Origin of the sequence: Burkholderia sp. E168m22 (genome assembly GCF_001319805.1) — a bacterium.
GTDB classification, from domain to species: domain Bacteria; phylum Pseudomonadota; class Gammaproteobacteria; order Burkholderiales; family Burkholderiaceae; genus Burkholderia; species Burkholderia orbicola.
The window spans coordinates 36,895-52,056 of record NZ_BBSK01000097.1; the positions used below are offsets into that span (position 1 = coordinate 36,895).

Below are 15,162 nucleotides of genomic sequence, written 5' to 3' on the forward strand. Positions count from 1 at the left end.
TCTGGGCCGCGCGCCACCCGTCAGGCATCGCCGTCTTCTTCCATCATCTTGCGCAGCAGGAACTGCAGTGCGACCCGTTCGCCGGGATTGAGCGCGCCGTACGTGCGCTCGGTCACCTGCCGCGCGAACGGCACCGTGCGGTCGATCAGCGCGAGGCCGGCCGCGGTCGCGCGCACGATCAGCTTGCGGCCGTCGTTCGGGTCGGGCAACACCTCGATCAGCGCGCGCGTCTTCAGACGCTCGACGACGCCGCGAATCGTCGCCTGATCGATCGCGGTCGCCTTGACGATGTCGTTCAGCGAACACGCCTGCCGCTCCTTGACCGCGCACAGCGTCACGAACTGCGCGGCCGTGAGATCCGAATCGGGAATCGCTTCCTGGAAAATCGAAACGTGCCGCTGATACGCGCGGCGCAGCAGATGCCCGACCTGGTCGTGAAAATCGTACGAATCCTTGGAAGACGCCATGAGAGTGCAAGCCCTTGCCTGCATGCAAATGAAAGACAAGCAGTGTACACCCTCAAATCGGCGTGGCCGGCGGCTGGCCGCTCGCGTCATTGCGGTGCATCAGGGTTCGCGGAATCGCATGCAAGCGGCGCGTGAGGCTCGTCCGATCCATGGCGGATCGCCAGCCCGTCACGGCGGCGTGCCGGCCAGCCGCACACCGTCGCGGCGGCTACCGCCCGCGCATGCGTGCGCTGCCGACGGCTTTCGCGCACACACTTCAATTTTGAGTGCATACGCACGAAATTCGTGCATGCCATCGCCTGTGCGCCCATCTTTTCAGCGCACACTCCATATCATCCAAAACCCCTTTGATAACACGGACTTTTGTCATGCAAACGCTTGCCTTAAGATGACCGCATACGTGCCTGTGCGCTTCGGTATTTTCTAGTGTGTACGCTACGTATTTGACGTGATATACAGACTCCAGTGCGCAGCGGAACGTCCCGCTCGCGACGATCGAGCCACCCATTCATCCGTCACACTCGAACAGGGGCAGTCCCATGTCTACCGCACACCCGAGCGCCGCCGTTTCCCCCGACGACGCGCCCCACGGCCCTCTCTATCGCAAGGTCACGCTGCGCCTCATCACCCTCTTCTGCCTGTGTTACTTCGCGGCCTATCTCGACCGCATCAACATCGGTCTCGCGAAGCTCCAGATGCTCGATGCGCTGAAGTTCAGCGACACGGTGTACGGCCTCGGCGCCGGGCTGTTCTTCGCCGGCTACATCCTGTTCGAAGTCCCAAGCAATCTGGTGCTGCAACGCGTCGGCGCGAAGCTGTGGATCGCGCGGATCATGATCACGTGGGGCCTGCTGTCGGGCGCGACGATGTTCGTGCACACGCCGGTGCAGTTCTACGTCGTGCGCTTCCTGCTCGGCGCCGCCGAAGCCGGTTTCCTGCCGGGCGTGCTGCTGTACCTGACGCAGTGGTATCCCGATGCACGTCGCGCACGGATCGTCGCGCTGTTCATGGTGGGCCTGCCGCTGTCGAGCATGATCGGCAGCCCGATTTCCGGCTGGATCATGCGTGCGTTCGAAGGCGCGCACGGGCTCGGCGGCTGGCAGTGGCTGTTCCTGCTCGAAGCGCTGCCGTCGGTGCTGCTCGGCTTCGCGGTGCTGCGCTGGCTGCCGAACGGCATCGAATCCACGCGCTGGCTGAACGCCGACGAGAAGCGGGTGCTGCGCGCGAATCTCGACGCCGATCCGTCCGGCAACAAGAGCCACGCGCTCGGCAAGGCGTTCTCCGATCCGAAGGTGTGGGCGCTCGGCCTGATCGACCTGTGCGTGCTGCTCGGCCTGTATGCGGTGAGCTTCTGGCTGCCGACGATCCTGCGCGACACCGGCGTGAAGGACGCATATCACATCGGCTGGCTGATGGTGATTCCGAACGCCGCCGCCGTGCTCGCGACGCTGTACTGCGGCGCCAGCTCCGATCGCGCACGCGAACGCCGCTGGCATATCGTCGTGCCGTTCATGGTGTCGGCCGTCGCGCTGGCGATCGCGGCTTCGTCGTCGCACGGCACGCTCGGCACGGTGCTGCTGTTCTCGCTGATCAACGCCGGCGCGGCCGCCGCGATGCCGGTCGTGTGGGCGCTGCCATCGACGTTCCTGAAGGGCTCGGCCGCCGCCGGCGGCATCGCGTTCGCATGCTCGATCGCGAACCTCGGCGGGTTCGGCAGCACCTATTTCATCGGCTGGCTGCGCGATACGTTCCATTCGCAAAGCGCGGGTCTGTATGGTTTCGCCGCGTGCATGCTGGTCGGCTGCGCACTCGCGCTCGCGTATCCGGCCCGGCTCGTGAACCGCTGACGTATCGCGCCGCGCGCGCAACGCTGCTTTTTTACAACCGTGCCGATTCGCGCGGTCTGCTCCCGCTCCTCGCGTCATCCCGCGCACGCCGCCACGCCGGCGCGTGCGCGCTTCCCCCGCCGCCGTTCGCCGCTTTTTCCTCGCACAGGCACACCGCTTGCGACATCCTCGCGCCCGCCATCCGGCGGACAGTCATCTGCCTTCCAACCGGCGCTGCGCCCCGCGCGATCCGTCACGCGGCGGTTCTGCATCGCAAGCAGGTTCCCTGAACGAGAGGACAACATGAAATCAATACGAACGATAGTGGCCCTGTGCTCGGTCATTTCCGTACTCGCGGCGTGCGGCGGCGGCGACGACGCCGGCACCGTACTCGGTATCTCGAAGCCGCAGGCGCGCTTCATCAACGCGGTGCCGGCCGGCCCGAACCTCGACTACTACCTGAACGGGAAGGTCGACCAGTCGGGCGTCGCCTACAAGGGTGTGACGCGCTATCACGACGTCGATTCAGGCACGCAGACCGCGAGCTACGACGTGTCGGGGACGACCACGACCATCGCGTCCCAGGCGTTCAGCGCCGCGAACGGCCACCACTACACGACGATCGCGCTGCCGAGCACGACGTCGCTGATCTCCGTCATCGACGACCCGTACGACAAGGGCCTGCTGTCGGACAAGGCGCGCGTGCGCAGCTTCAACGCATCGCCGAATGCGCAGAACGTGGACGTGTACGTCGTGCCGCCGGGCACCGACATCACGACGGTCAGCCCGACGATGGCGGGCGCCGCCTACCAGAATGCCGTACCGGCAACGACGCAGGATTCGGTCTACCTGAACGGCGGCACGTACCAGGTGGTCGTCACGACGGCCGGCAGCAAGTCGCCGATTCTCAAGACCGCGCCGGTCAGCATCGGCAACAACGCGGACTGGCTGCTCCTGACGATTCCGTCCGGCGGCGTCGGCGACGTGACGCCGAACGACATCCACGTGCTGGTCGCGCAGGGCAACGACGCCGATACGTCCGCGCAGGAGCTGGGGCCGCAGTAACGCAGCACGGGCCGGAAACGGTCGCGGCGGCCGGTGCGATTTGCACCGGCCGCCGCGTGTCGAATACCTCGAAGACCGGTATCAATCGCCGGTATCAATAGCCGCTATCAGTCGTCGGACCGTTCGAGGCAGATCACGTGCTCGGCACGCGTGCTGTCACCATGCTCGACATCGACGTCGCCGACATGACGCACCCGCCAGCCCGGCCGCGTCGCGATCTGCGGCATGTTGCCGGACGGCCTGCTCTCGATCCCGCCGAGCCCTTCGTCGGGCGTATCGACCGCTTCGTCGAGCGACGCGTTCGAATAGATCACGTTGTCCTGCAGCTCCGACGCGCCGGTACGCGCCTCCATGCCCTTGCCGTCGACGTCGACCGTGTTGTCGGTCATCGCCATGTTCGCGTTGTCGAGCGTGACGATCCGGCCGGCGGCCCGACGTACCGGGTCGCCGCTGTCGACCGCATGCGCGTCGACGTCGATCTCCGGCAGGCCGGTCGGCATTTTGCCGGCGACCGCTTCCGGCGTCAGCGGACGCCGCGCCACTTGCGCCGCCTGGGTCGCCGCGTCGGGCATGTCGCCGGCCGCCGGCGTCTTCACCGGGCTCTTCTCGATCTGTTCCCGCTGCTTTTCCGGGGTAGGGTTCGATTCCGCGTTCTGCATCGCACCTCCTTGCCCGGCCGGCGGACGCCGGCGTCACGCCGTCGCCGCCGGGCCGGAAATCGCTACAACGGTCCTTGCAAATCTTTCATGCGCACGGCCGCGCGCGCACGCCGTCCGGCGCGCGTGCCAGTGGGCACCGCACCTCAGCAGCGAACGGCGCGCTGACGCACCGTCCGCCCCGGCTATCCGCCGGCGGTCAGCCGCCGCTCGGCGCGGAGGCCGCACCCGGCAGGCTCGCGCCGGCGTCCGCCCCACTGCTCGGCGTGCCCGACGGTGCGGTCGAAGGCGCGGTGGAAGGCGCGGCCGACATGCCGCTCGCTGCGCTCGAATCTGAACTGGCCGCGCCGTTGTCGCCCTTCTTCTGGCAACCCGCGCCTGCCGCCAGGCCCGCGATCAGGATGCCGGCGAAGACGGCTCGCGATACGTGACGAATGGAATATCGCTGCATGACACCTCCGCTGATGTCGATGTGGATGGAACCCGTTCACTCGCAATTTGCATGCCGTTCCCCCCGCCGCCGCGGCCTGACGCGATTCATTCATTTTTCAAATGACGCCCAGCCGAATATTTAATTTCCCATCGTGGTAGCCGCCGCCCATACTCGCGAACAAATCCGAGACATAACGTCCACCGGGGCCCGGCCCGCGCCGCGTACGACACGCAGCCGGTTTCGTGCCCCGCACATGGAAGGAGACAACGGCGTGCAACTGGAAGCCATTCACCGCGCGGGCCTCGGGCTCGGCGCGGACGACGCATCGCATCGAACCGACCCGGCCGCGCGCGATCCCGCGCTGAGCCCGCGGCTGCACAACCCCGATCTCGCGCCGACCCAGGCCGAAGGCCGGACCTGGGGCCGCTACAGCATCTTTGCGCTATGGACCAACGACGTGCACAACATCGCGAACTACTCGTTCGCGATCGGGCTGTTCGCGCTCGGCCTGTCGGGCTGGCAGATGCTCGCGTCGCTCGCGATCGGCGCGGTGCTCGTGTACGGCTTCATGAACCTCACCGGCTACATGGGCCAGAAAACCGGCGTGCCGTTCCCGGTGATCAGCCGGATGAGCTTCGGCATCTACGGCGCGATGCTGCCCGCGATGATCCGCGCGGTGATCGCGATCGCATGGTTCGGTATCCAGACCTATCTCGCGTCCGTCGTGCTGCGCGTGCTGCTCACCGCGATCTGGCCGGGCCTCGCCGCGTTCGACCAGAATGCGATCTTCGGGCTGTCGACGCTCGGCTGGATCACGTTCGTCGCGATCTGGCTGGTGCAGATCGGCATCCTCACGTACGGGATGGAAATGGTCCGCAAGTACGAGGGGCTCGCCGGCCCGGTGATCCTCGTCACGACGCTGTCGCTCGCCGCATGGATGTTCAGCCGCACCGGCGGCCACCTCGCGATGTCGATCGGCAAACCGATGAGCGGCCTGAAGATGTGGACGGAAATCTTCGCGGGCGGCTCGCTGTGGCTCGCGATCTACGGCACGCTGGTGCTCAACTTCTGCGATTTCGCCCGCTCGTCGCCGAGCCCGAAGACGGTGCGCGTCGGCAACTTCTGGGGGCTGCCGGTCAACATCCTCGTATTCGCGACGATCAGCTTCGTGCTTGCCGGCGCGCAGTTCAAACTGAACGGCCACATCATCCACAGCCCGACGGAAATCATCGCGACGGTGCCGAACAAGCTGTTCCTCGTGCTCGGCTGCCTCGCCTTCCTGATCGTGACGGTGGCCGTGAACATCATGGCGAACTTCGTCGCGCCGGCCTTCGTGCTGACGAGCCTCGCGCCGCATCGCCTGTCGTTCCGCCGCGCGGGCCTGATCAGCGCGACGATCGCCGTGCTGATCCTGCCGTGGAACCTGTACAACAGCCCGATCGTGATCGTCTATTTCCTGTCCGGCCTCGGCGCGCTGCTCGGCCCGCTGTACGGGATCATCACGGTCGACTACTGGCTCGTGCGCAAGCAGCGCGTGAACGTGCCCGATCTCTACACCGAAGCGCCGAGCGGCGCCTACTTCTACACGCGCGGCGTGAACCGCAAGGCGCTCGCGGCACTCGTGCCGTCCGCGCTGATCTCGATCACGCTCGCCGTCGTGCCGGCCTTCAGCGCGATGACGCCGTTCTCGTGGCTGCTCGGCGCAGCGATCGCGGGCAGCGTGTACTGGCTGCTGGCCGATCGCAAACGGATCTACGAAGCGCGCTCGGGCGAGCACATCGCGGTCCCCTGCGCACAACACTGACACACACGCATACGGAGTCGCCGATGAGGATCCTGGTAGTCAACGTCAACACGACCGAGTCGATCACCGACGCGATCGCCGCGCAGGCGCAGGCCGCCGCATCGCCGGGCACGGAGATCGTCGGGCTGACGCCGCGCTTCGGCGCGGAGTCGGTCGAAGGCAACTTCGAGAGCTACCTCGCCGCGATCGCCGTGATGGACCGCGTGCTGAACTACGACGAACCGTACGATGCGGTGATCCAGGCCGGCTATGGCGAGCATGGCCGCGAAGGGCTGCAGGAACTGCTGACGGTGCCCGTCGTCGACATCACCGAAGCGGCCGCGAGCGTCGCGATGCTACTCGGCCATCGCTACTCGGTCGTCACGACGCTCGACCGCACGGTGCCGCTGATCGAGGATCGCCTGAAGCTCGCCGGGCTCGATGCGCGCTGTGCGTCGGTGCGTGCGAGCGGCCTCGCGGTGCTCGAACTCGAGGAGAATCCGGCCCGCGCGATCGAATCGATCGTGGGCCAGGCGCAGCGCGCGGTGAAGGACGATCACGCGGAAGTGATCTGCCTCGGCTGCGGCGGGATGGCCGGCCTCGACCGGCAGATCGAGGAATGCACGGGCGTGCCGGTCGTCGACGGCGTATCGGCCGCGGTCGTGCTCGCCGAATCGCTGGTGCGCCTGAAGCTGAAGACGTCGAAGGTCCGCACGTACGCGCCGCCGCGCCCGAAGCGGATCGTCGGCTGGCCGTTCGCAAAATGACGGGCCGCCGGCCGGCTGCCGCATCGCGCGGCCGCCTCGTATCGTCGGGACGCGTATCGCCATGCGGGCCCCGCTAGATCCGACCGCCCTGCCCCGCGGCACGTTCGATGCCGCGGGCGCGCTCGACGTGCTCGATGCACGGCTGATGCGCATCCTGCTCGTGCTGCTGACCGAGCGCACCGTGTCGCGTGCGGCCGTGCGCCTGAACATGTCGCAGCCGGCGACGAGCGCCGCGCTCAAGCGCCTGCGCACGCTGCTCGGCGATCCGCTGCTCGTACGCAGCCGCTACGGGATGGTGCCGACCGAGTTCGGCGCGCGGTTGATCGAGCCGCTGCGCAACGCGCTGCGCGTGATCGACTTCATCCGCATCCAGCAGCCGACGTTCGACGCGCGCACGTCGGTGCGCACCTACCGGATCGGCTGCCCCGACTACCTGAATGTCCTGTTCGTGCCGAAGCTCGTCGCGCTGTTTCGCGAGCGTGCGCCGCACGCGCAACTGGTGTTCCATCCGCTCGGCGACGGGTTCGACGACGAGCGCGCGCTGGCCGACGGCGAGCTCGACGTCGTGATCGACAACCGGCCCGTGCGCCGGTCGCGCTTCCGCCAGGACGACCTGTTCGACGACCGCGTCGTATGCCTGATGCGCGCGACGCACCCGCTCGCGCGGCGCGACGCGATGACGGCCGCCAGGTTCGCGGCGGCGCCGCAGCTGTGCCCGACGCCGTCGTGGCTCGAAGCGTCCGGCGCGATCGACCGGCAACTCGAACGCGTGGGTCTGCAACGGCGCATCGTCGTCACGCTGCCGCACTTCGAGCTCGCCGCGCATGCGCTGGTGCGCACCGACCTGATCCTCACCACCACGTACCGGCTCGCGCGGCACTATGCGAAGCTGCTGCCGCTCGCCGCAGTCGCGCTGCCGGTCGAGCCGCCGGACATCGCGTACCGGATAACGTGGAACGAATCGGGATCGTGCGCGGAAGGCGGTCGGTGGCTGCGCGGACTGATCGCCGAGGCGACGCGCGCATGGCTCGACGCCGAGGCAAGGTTGCCGGCGGTCGCGGCGGTCGCTGCCGTTGCCGCTTCCGGGGCCGATGCGGACGCAACGAACACCGCGGTGCTGGGCACCGATCCGCCCGAGCCCACCCGGCGCACGCGCCGCAGACCGGCCACCCATTGCCATGCGTCGCATCCGGCGCGCGTCGCGCAGGCGGCACGCATCCATCGCGGCGCGACGAAATCGCACTGACCGGCGCCGCACCCGGGCCGGAATGATCCTGTCGGCCGCTGCATGTCAGACCGGTCCTATTTACCCGCGTCGCACCGACTCGTCAGAATGACGCCTCGAACCCGTGCCGCCGGGCGTCGTATCGCGACCGCCCGTGGCCGCTTGATCGAATCGAGGAAATCGCATGAAACACACACTCATCGCGCTGGCCATCCCGGTCGCGCTATTCGCGAGTACCGGCGCATTCGCCGGCACTCAGGACTGCGCAACGCGCATCCGCGCGCTGCACACGCAGATCGACAACGCGAAACGGTTCGGCAACACGCAGCAGGCGCTGCGCCAGCAAGCCGCGCTCGAACGAATCCAGGCGAACTGCACGGATGCCGGCCAGCTCGCACGCGCCGAACGCAAGCTCGCCGACAAGGCGCGCGACGTGCGCCACGCGGAAGACGAAGTCCGCCACGCACAGGCGCGCGTCCACGAAGCCGAAACGCTAGGCGATGCAAGGAAGCTGAGCAACGCGCAACGCAAGCTCGCCGACAAGCAGGCGAAGCTGCGCGACGCCACGCGCGACCTGCACGACGCGCAGGTCGATCGCGATGCGCTTAAAGGCTGACGGATTGAACAACGGTTGATGCGACGGGCCGCGTCGCGCGTGCCGCTCGAGTGCGAGTGCGAGCAGCCCCGACAGCGACACGACCGCCCCGAGGGGTCGACACCGGCCACGCCGGCGGCCGCCGCGCGAATATGCATTTCAGGATTCGATGTTTGCCGGCCGGAAACCGATTCCGTAATCTGCCCGGCAGCCGCGCGGCCCGCGCGGATCACCGAGGACACGCCGCCGATGACCCACTCTTCCGCCCCCGCGCGCCGCCGCGCGCTGCAGCGCCTTGCCGCGCTCGCCGCCGCGCCGCTCGCCGGCGGCCTCGCACTGCCCGCCCGCGCGGCCGGCACCGACCTGTCGGGCGTCACGCTCGTCCTCGGCGACCAGGCCGGCGGCCTGCGGGCGCTGGCCGAAGCGGCGCACGTGTTCGACGGCGCGCCGTACCGGTTCCGCTGGGCCAACTTCCAGGGCGCCGCGCCGCTGTTCGAAGCGCAGCGCGCGGGCGCGATCGATCTCGCACCGGCCGGCGACCTGCCCGTGCTGACGGCCGCGCTCGGCGATCCGTCGTTGCGGATCGTCGCGACGCGCGTCGGCTCGCCGGCGTCGCTCGGCATCGTCGTGCAGCCGGACTCGCCGGTCCGCACGGTGGCCGACCTGAAAGGACAAACCGTCGTCGTGTCGTCGGCGCGCGGCAGCATCTCGCAGTACCAGTTGTACGGCGCGCTGCGCGAACACGGGCTCGCCCCGCGCGACGTCGACGTGCGCTTCGTGCTGCCGGTCGACGCGTTCGCCGCATTCGAGGCGAAGCGGATCGGCATCTGGGCCACGTTCGATCCGTACTACGGGCATGCGGTGCGACGCGGTGCGCGCATCGTCCGCGACGGCAGCGGCATCAATTCGGGGCTTGCGTTCCTGACGTCGCCGGTCGAAACGCTCGACGATCGCGGCAAGCGCGCGGCGCTCGCGGACGTGCTCGCGCGGCTCGCCCGCGCCGGTCAATGGGCGCTCGCGCACCCGGCCGACTACGCGAGCGTCTATGCGTCGCTCACGCGCCTGCCGCCCGACGCGGCCACCGACATCGCGCGCCGGGCCGCGCTCGCGCAGCGCAGCCTCAGCGGCGCCGACATCGACGTGCTGCAGCGTGTCGCCGATCGCGCGGCCGCGGATGCGATCCTGCCGCGCCGCGTCGACGTCGCGTCGATCGCCATCCGGAACGTGTCGGCCTGAGCGGGACCAGGCGGGGCGCGTTCAGCGCGGCCGCGCCATATCGAGATCCGGCACGTCGTCGCCAAAGGTCGACGCGACGAGCGTGCGCATCGCGGCGACCAGCAACGTCGGCCCCGCCTGGTTGAACGTGCAGCGCTCGCCCGCGGCCGGTACGGCGCGGTGCAGCACCGCACGCCAGGCGCCCCGCCCGCCGTCGCGCTCGAACGCGGCGAACGGCAGCCGCTCGACGATCGGGCCGCCGTCCGCCCAGGACGACGACGGCGCGAACGGCGTCGGCACGCCGCCCGCCGCGCGAATCGACGTGCATCCGGACGCGTCGGCACGCGGCGCCTCGTGGCCTTCCACGATCGCGACCCAGTAATCCAGCCGCGCGCCTGTCAGATCCTGGACTTGCATGACCGTCTCCGTCATCGTCATCGTCATTACCGACGACATGCTAACCGTTGCGGATGCACGCGTAACCGGCGCCGCAGCGCTCCCCGGCGAGCCGCTGCATCGCGGAAACCCGCCCCCGAACAAACCCGCGCGCGCTGTCACCTGCGTGTCATTCGTGCGTAGAATGATCTGACGGCTCGCCGCCCGGCTCGCGGCACGCCGCCGAGGCCATTACAAACACAACATACGCGCCGATCCGGACCCGTTTTCGCACACCCGGCGACGACAGGACCAGACGATGCGGCGCAGACCGGATCTCACGGGGGACGTATGTCCAGGCACACCCTGAAGCCGTTGGTATCGCTCGTCGTGCCGTTTCACGACGAAGCAGAAGCGATCGATGCGTTCTTCGCGACCACCGTTCCGATACTGGAAGCGATCGGCACCGCGCGCTTCGAAATCGTTTGCGTGAACGACGGCAGCCGCGACGGCACGCTCGACAAGCTGATCGACATCGCGGTCGCTGATCCGCGCGTGCGCATCGTCGATCTCACGCGGCGCTTCGGCAAGGAAGCCGCGCTCACGGCCGGCATCGACGAAGCGGCCGGCGCGGCCGTGATCCTGATCGACGCCGACCTGCAGGACCCGCCGGCCCTGATCCCCGCGATGCTCGAACGCTGGCACGCGGGCGCCGAGGTCGTCGCCGCGAAGCGCACCGACCGCCGGTGCGATCCGCTGATGCAGCGCGTGGCCGCCGCGCTCTACTACCGCGTGCACAACCAGCTCTCCGAGGTCGAGATGCCGGAGAACGTCGGCGATTTCCGGCTGATGGATCGCCAGGTCGTCGATGCGTTGCGGGCCCTGCCCGAGCGGCGTCGTTTCATGAAAGGCCTGTTCGCGTGGGTCGGCTACCGTACCGAGATCATCGAATACACGCGCGCGGCGCGCAGCGGCGGGCGCTCGAAATTCTCCGGATGGCGGCGCTGGAACTTCGCGCTCGAGGGCATCACGAGCTTCAGCACGGTGCCGTTGCGCGTGTGGACCTACATCGGCCTCGCGTTCGCCGTGCTGTCGTTCGTCTACGGCGCGTACATCGTGATGCGCACGCTGCTGTTCGGCAACCCGGTGCACGGCTACGCGTCGCTGATCTCCGTGATGCTGTTCGTCGGCGGCATCCAGTTGATCGGCATCGGCGTGATCGGCGAATACCTCGGCCGCATCTATCACGAATCGAAGCAGCGCCCGGTCTACCTCGTGCGGCGCCGCTACCGGGCCGATGCGCAGGCCGGCCAGCAGCCCGCGCGGCACGCCGCGTCTCCGGACGGCTCGAAACTGCTGCAGTTTCCGGTCCGGCGCATCGCGACGGCCCGGCGCCGGCAGACGGTCGTGGCAGGCGCGCAGGCGTCGCGCAATCTGTCGGTCAAGTAGCGCCGCATGGATATTTCCGGCTCGTCGATCCGGCGCGACGAACGCCCCGTCCGCCCCTGGCTCACGCCCGGACGCATCGCGCTTTACAGCGCGGTCATGCTGGTGATCGGTGTGCTGCTGGCCGCGATCCTGCTCTGGATCGGCTTTCACTCGACCGACCCCGGCACGTTTCGCCCCGGCTCGGGGTACATGGTGTTCTGGTCCGCGTCCCATCTGATGCTCCACGGCTCGCCGTGGCTGGCCTACGACATCCCCGCGTTCTCGCGCGAACTCGCCACGCTGTTCCCGTTGGCCGGCCGCCATGCGTTCCTGCCGTGGCTGTACCCGCCGTCGTATCTGCTCGCGGCGACACCGCTCGCGCTGCTGCCCTACGCGGTCAGCTATCCGGTGTTCGTCGTACTCGGCATCGTGCTGCTCGGCCTCGCGGTGTGGCGGGTGTCGGGATTCGGCGCGGTGCCCGGCGCGACGCGCATCGGCTGGCTCGCGCTGCTCGCCTGCCCGGGCGTGTTCGTCACCGCGATGTACGGACAGAACGCGATGCTGACCGCGGCGTGCGCGGCGCTCGCGGTGTACTTCGTCGACCGGCGGCCGCTGCTGGCCGGCCTCTGTATCGGACTCCTGTCGGTCAAGCCGCAACTGGCCCTGCTGTTCCCGTTCGTGCTGATTGCCGCGCGTGCGTGGCGCGCGTTCGCGTGGGCCGCCGCATGGGCGACCGCGATCACCGCACTGGGGATCGCGGCGGGCGGCATGGAACCGCTGCGCCTGTTCCTGCAAAACGCCGGCGCGCTGCGTTCGCTGATCATCGAGCACGGCGTGCCGTTCTGGTTTGCGTCGCCGACGCCGTTCGCGGCGTTTCGGCTTGCCGGCCTGTCGCCCGCCCTCGCGTACGCCGGTCAGGCCGTCATCGCGGCGATCGCGCTCGCGGCGGCGTGCTTCGTCTGGCGCCGCAGCCGGGACGCACGATTGCGCGGTGCGGTACTGGTCGTCGCGACGCTGGCCGCCAATCCGTATGTCTGGCACTACGAACTGTCGTGGCTGTGCATCCCGATCGCATGCATGATCGCCATCGGCACGCAGTACGGCTGGCGGCGCGGCGAGCAGTGTGTCGTCGCCGTCATGTGGGCGCTGCCGATGTACGAGTTTCTGAATCCTTGGCTGACGCTGCCGCAGATCGGGCCTGCCGTCACGGCGACCGCGCTGCTCGTGCTCCTGCAGCGCGCCCGCGCCCTCCCGCGATCCCCCGCGCGACGATAAGCATAGTTCAAATCGTTGCTTGTCCGGCCCCGGGGCGTCATCGAGAATGACCCGACGGGCTGCGGCCCGGCCTCGTTCTCCAACGTTCCGGATCCATCGATTCATGCTCCCACTGCGCCTGCTGCGATCGCTGCTGATCGCGTCCCTTTTTGCGTTGCCGGCCGCCGCCGCGCACGCCGACAAGCCCGCCACCATCCGCATCGGCGTCGCCCAGCAAGGCGCCGGCGATCCCCCGACGTTCGGCGGATCGAGCGCCGCCACCGTGCAGTTGCAGCAGCTCGTCGAAAAGGAATTCGCCGCCGACGGCATCAAGGTGGAATGGCTGTTCTTCAAGGGTGCGGGCCCGGCCGTCAACGAGGCGATCGCCAACAAGGCGCTCGACTTCGCGTACCAGGGCGACCTGCCCGCCGTGCTCGCGCGCTCGAACGGGATCAAGACCCGCCTGCTGCTCGCCGCGAGCGTGCGCTCGGGCATCAAGATCGCGGTGCCGCCCGACTCGACGATCCGCTCGATCAAGGACCTGAAGGACCGCCGCGTGTCGATCTTCCGCGGCACCAACCTGCAGCTCGTCGCCGACAACGCGCTCGCGAAGAACGGCCTCGGCGAACGCGACCTGCGCGTGATCAACCTCGACGCCGCCAGTTCGCTCGCCGCACTCGCATCGAAAGGCATCGACGCGTCGGTGGGCGATTACGCGCTGTACAAGCTGCGCGACGCGGGCCTCGCGAAGATCATCTACGAATCGCAGAACGACGGCCCGCAACTGACGCGCCAGACCCACCTGCTCGTGCTCGACGATTTCGACCGCGCGCACCCGGACATCGTGCAGCGCGTCGTCACCGCGTTCGTGAAGGGCGCGCAATGGTCGTCCGACGAGGCGAACCGCGATGCGCTGTTCAAGCTGTGGGCGAAGAGCGGCGTGCCGTATTCGTCGTGGCAGGCCGACTATGCGAACCAGCGCCTGAAGGAGCGCCTGTCCCCGCTGATCGATCCGTTCGTCGTCGCGCGCTACAAGGCGGTCGCCCAGGATGCGCTGAACCTCAAGCTGATCCGCCAGCCGGTCGACGTCGACGGCTGGTTCGAGCCGAAGTATCTCGACAACGCATTGCGCACGTTGAAACTCGAAAACTACTGGCCGCGTCATGACGCCGCCGGCAAGCCCCTCACCTGACACCCGACCGGACCCGCCCCGATGAGCGATACCGCGTTTTCCGTCCCGTCGTCCGAATCGCACCCGCTCGCCGTGCCGCCGCGCCGCTCGGCCGCGCTGAAACGGCTCGCATGGCAGCTCGCGCCGTGGGTGCTGCCCGCGCTGCTGTTCGCACTGTGGAGCGTCGGCAGCGCGCGCGGCTGGATCGCGCCGCAGATCCTGCCGCCGCCGGAACGCGTGGTCGACACGCTGGCCGAGCTCGCGTCGAGCGGCGATCTGGCGCGTCACACGCTGATCAGCCTGCAGCGGGTGCTCGTCGGCTTCGCGGCTGGCACGCTGCTCGGTGTGTCGATCGGCGTCGCGCTCGGGCTGTCGCGCACGCTGGAAGCCTATGTGCTGCCGAGCTTCAATGCGCTCGTGCAGATTCCGGTGCTCGGCTGGCTGCCGTTCCTGCTGCTGCTCGTCGGTGTCGGCGAGCCGCTCAAGTACCTGCTGATCGCGCATGCGGCGCTCGTCCCGGTCACGCTGAGCACGTTGCAGGGATTCCGCCAGACGCCGCCCGCCCTCGACGAAGTCGCGCGCGGGTTCGGCTACACGCGCCGGCAACGCATCGTCCACGTCGTGCTGCCGGCCGCGATCCCGACGCTCGCGACCGGCGTGCGGCTCGCATTCACGAAGTCGTGGCTCGCGCTCGTCGTGGTCGAACTCGTCGCGTCGTCCGAAGGGCTCGGCTACCTGATCGTGTACGGGCGGCAACTGTTCCAGCTCGATCTCGTGATGGCGGCCGTGGTCGTGGTCGGCGCGGTCGGCCTGCTGATCAACCGGGCGCTCGACGCACTCGAAGCGCGCCTGCGCCGCGGCGTGCCGTCCGCGTTTCGCGGCTGAACCGGGCCGCCCGCCCC

At 68.6% G+C, this 15,162-nt stretch carries 16 protein-coding genes; 12 read left to right on the forward strand and 4 right to left on the reverse strand.

From position 1 onward, the window contains the following. Positions 1 to 20: 20 nt before the first annotated feature. Positions 21 to 467, reverse strand: coding sequence for a MarR family winged helix-turn-helix transcriptional regulator (locus tag AP428_RS22005; protein ID WP_006491051.1), 447 nt, complete (start codon positions 465 to 467; stop codon positions 21 to 23). Positions 468 to 1,006: 539 nt separating this feature from the next. On the opposite strand from AP428_RS22005, the gene AP428_RS22010 reads away from it, so the two are divergent. Both AP428_RS22010 and AP428_RS22015 read left to right on the forward strand, forming a co-directional pair. Beyond that, positions 1,007 to 2,314 (forward strand): MFS transporter, encoded by a 1,308-nt coding sequence (locus AP428_RS22010; protein ID WP_011548027.1) that lies wholly within the window; start codon positions 1,007 to 1,009, stop codon positions 2,312 to 2,314. 282 nt (positions 2,315 to 2,596) lie between these two features. Continuing rightward, positions 2,597 to 3,358: a DUF4397 domain-containing protein gene (locus tag AP428_RS22015; protein ID WP_011548028.1), complete on the forward strand. Its 762-nt coding sequence runs from the start codon at positions 2,597 to 2,599 to the stop codon at positions 3,356 to 3,358. Between the two features lie 107 nt (positions 3,359 to 3,465). Here AP428_RS22015 and AP428_RS22020 read toward each other — a convergent pair whose 3' ends face one another. Together AP428_RS22020 and AP428_RS36800 are read right to left on the reverse strand one after the other, a co-directional pair. Next, positions 3,466 to 4,017, reverse strand: coding sequence for a DUF3005 domain-containing protein (locus AP428_RS22020; protein ID WP_011548029.1), 552 nt, complete (start codon positions 4,015 to 4,017; stop codon positions 3,466 to 3,468). A gap of 196 nt (positions 4,018 to 4,213) precedes the next feature. Further along, positions 4,214 to 4,465, reverse strand: coding sequence for a hypothetical protein (locus AP428_RS36800; protein ID WP_156349344.1), 252 nt, complete (start codon positions 4,463 to 4,465; stop codon positions 4,214 to 4,216). Positions 4,466 to 4,700: 235 nt separating this feature from the next. Here AP428_RS36800 and AP428_RS22030 point away from each other — a divergent pair, with 235 nt between their 5' ends. From AP428_RS22030 to AP428_RS22050, 5 genes are all read left to right on the forward strand, one after another. Continuing rightward, positions 4,701 to 6,251 (forward strand): NCS1 family nucleobase:cation symporter-1, encoded by a 1,551-nt coding sequence (locus AP428_RS22030; RefSeq protein ID WP_011548031.1) that lies wholly within the window; start codon positions 4,701 to 4,703, stop codon positions 6,249 to 6,251. A 23-nt stretch (positions 6,252 to 6,274) separates the two neighbouring features. Then, the gene (locus AP428_RS22035; protein WP_011548032.1) at positions 6,275 to 6,997 is read left to right on the forward strand and encodes an aspartate/glutamate racemase family protein; all 723 of its coding nucleotides are present in this window, start codon (positions 6,275 to 6,277) and stop codon (positions 6,995 to 6,997) included. A 61-nt stretch (positions 6,998 to 7,058) separates the two neighbouring features. After that, complete coding sequence (locus AP428_RS22040; protein WP_011548033.1) at positions 7,059 to 8,243, forward strand: LysR family transcriptional regulator; 1,185 nt, start codon at positions 7,059 to 7,061, stop codon at positions 8,241 to 8,243. 163 nt (positions 8,244 to 8,406) lie between these two features. Next, positions 8,407 to 8,838: a DUF1090 family protein gene (locus tag AP428_RS22045; RefSeq protein ID WP_011548034.1), complete on the forward strand. Its 432-nt coding sequence runs from the start codon at positions 8,407 to 8,409 to the stop codon at positions 8,836 to 8,838. 228 nt (positions 8,839 to 9,066) lie between these two features. Next, on the forward strand, positions 9,067 to 10,053 hold the full coding sequence (locus AP428_RS22050; RefSeq protein WP_011548035.1) for an ABC transporter substrate-binding protein: 987 nt from the start codon (positions 9,067 to 9,069) through the stop codon (positions 10,051 to 10,053). A 21-nt stretch (positions 10,054 to 10,074) separates the two neighbouring features. Here the strand turns inward: AP428_RS22050 and AP428_RS22055 are convergent, their stop codons facing one another. Next, on the reverse strand, positions 10,075 to 10,449 hold the full coding sequence (locus AP428_RS22055; protein ID WP_011548036.1) for a phage protein NinX family protein: 375 nt from the start codon (positions 10,447 to 10,449) through the stop codon (positions 10,075 to 10,077). Between AP428_RS22055 and AP428_RS36805 the strand changes: the two genes are divergently transcribed. From AP428_RS36805 to AP428_RS22075, 5 genes are all read left to right on the forward strand, one after another. Continuing rightward, on the forward strand, positions 10,448 to 10,621 hold the full coding sequence (locus AP428_RS36805) for a hypothetical protein (RefSeq protein ID WP_154585706.1): 174 nt from the start codon (positions 10,448 to 10,450) through the stop codon (positions 10,619 to 10,621). The two genes, AP428_RS22055 and AP428_RS36805, sit on opposite strands and share 2 nt — an antisense overlap. 137 nt (positions 10,622 to 10,758) lie before the next feature. After that, on the forward strand, positions 10,759 to 11,856 hold the full coding sequence (locus AP428_RS22060; protein ID WP_011548037.1) for a glycosyltransferase family 2 protein: 1,098 nt from the start codon (positions 10,759 to 10,761) through the stop codon (positions 11,854 to 11,856). 6 nt (positions 11,857 to 11,862) lie between these two features. Next, on the forward strand, positions 11,863 to 13,110 hold the full coding sequence (locus AP428_RS22065; protein WP_011548038.1) for a glycosyltransferase family 87 protein: 1,248 nt from the start codon (positions 11,863 to 11,865) through the stop codon (positions 13,108 to 13,110). A gap of 103 nt (positions 13,111 to 13,213) precedes the next feature. Further along, a complete protein-coding gene (locus AP428_RS22070) occupies positions 13,214 to 14,281 on the forward strand; it encodes an ABC transporter substrate-binding protein (protein ID WP_041489405.1) in 1,068 nt (355 codons plus the stop codon). A 21-nt stretch (positions 14,282 to 14,302) separates the two neighbouring features. Then, a complete protein-coding gene (locus tag AP428_RS22075; protein WP_011548040.1) occupies positions 14,303 to 15,145 on the forward strand; it encodes an ABC transporter permease in 843 nt (280 codons plus the stop codon). Positions 15,146 to 15,162 lie beyond the last annotated feature (17 nt).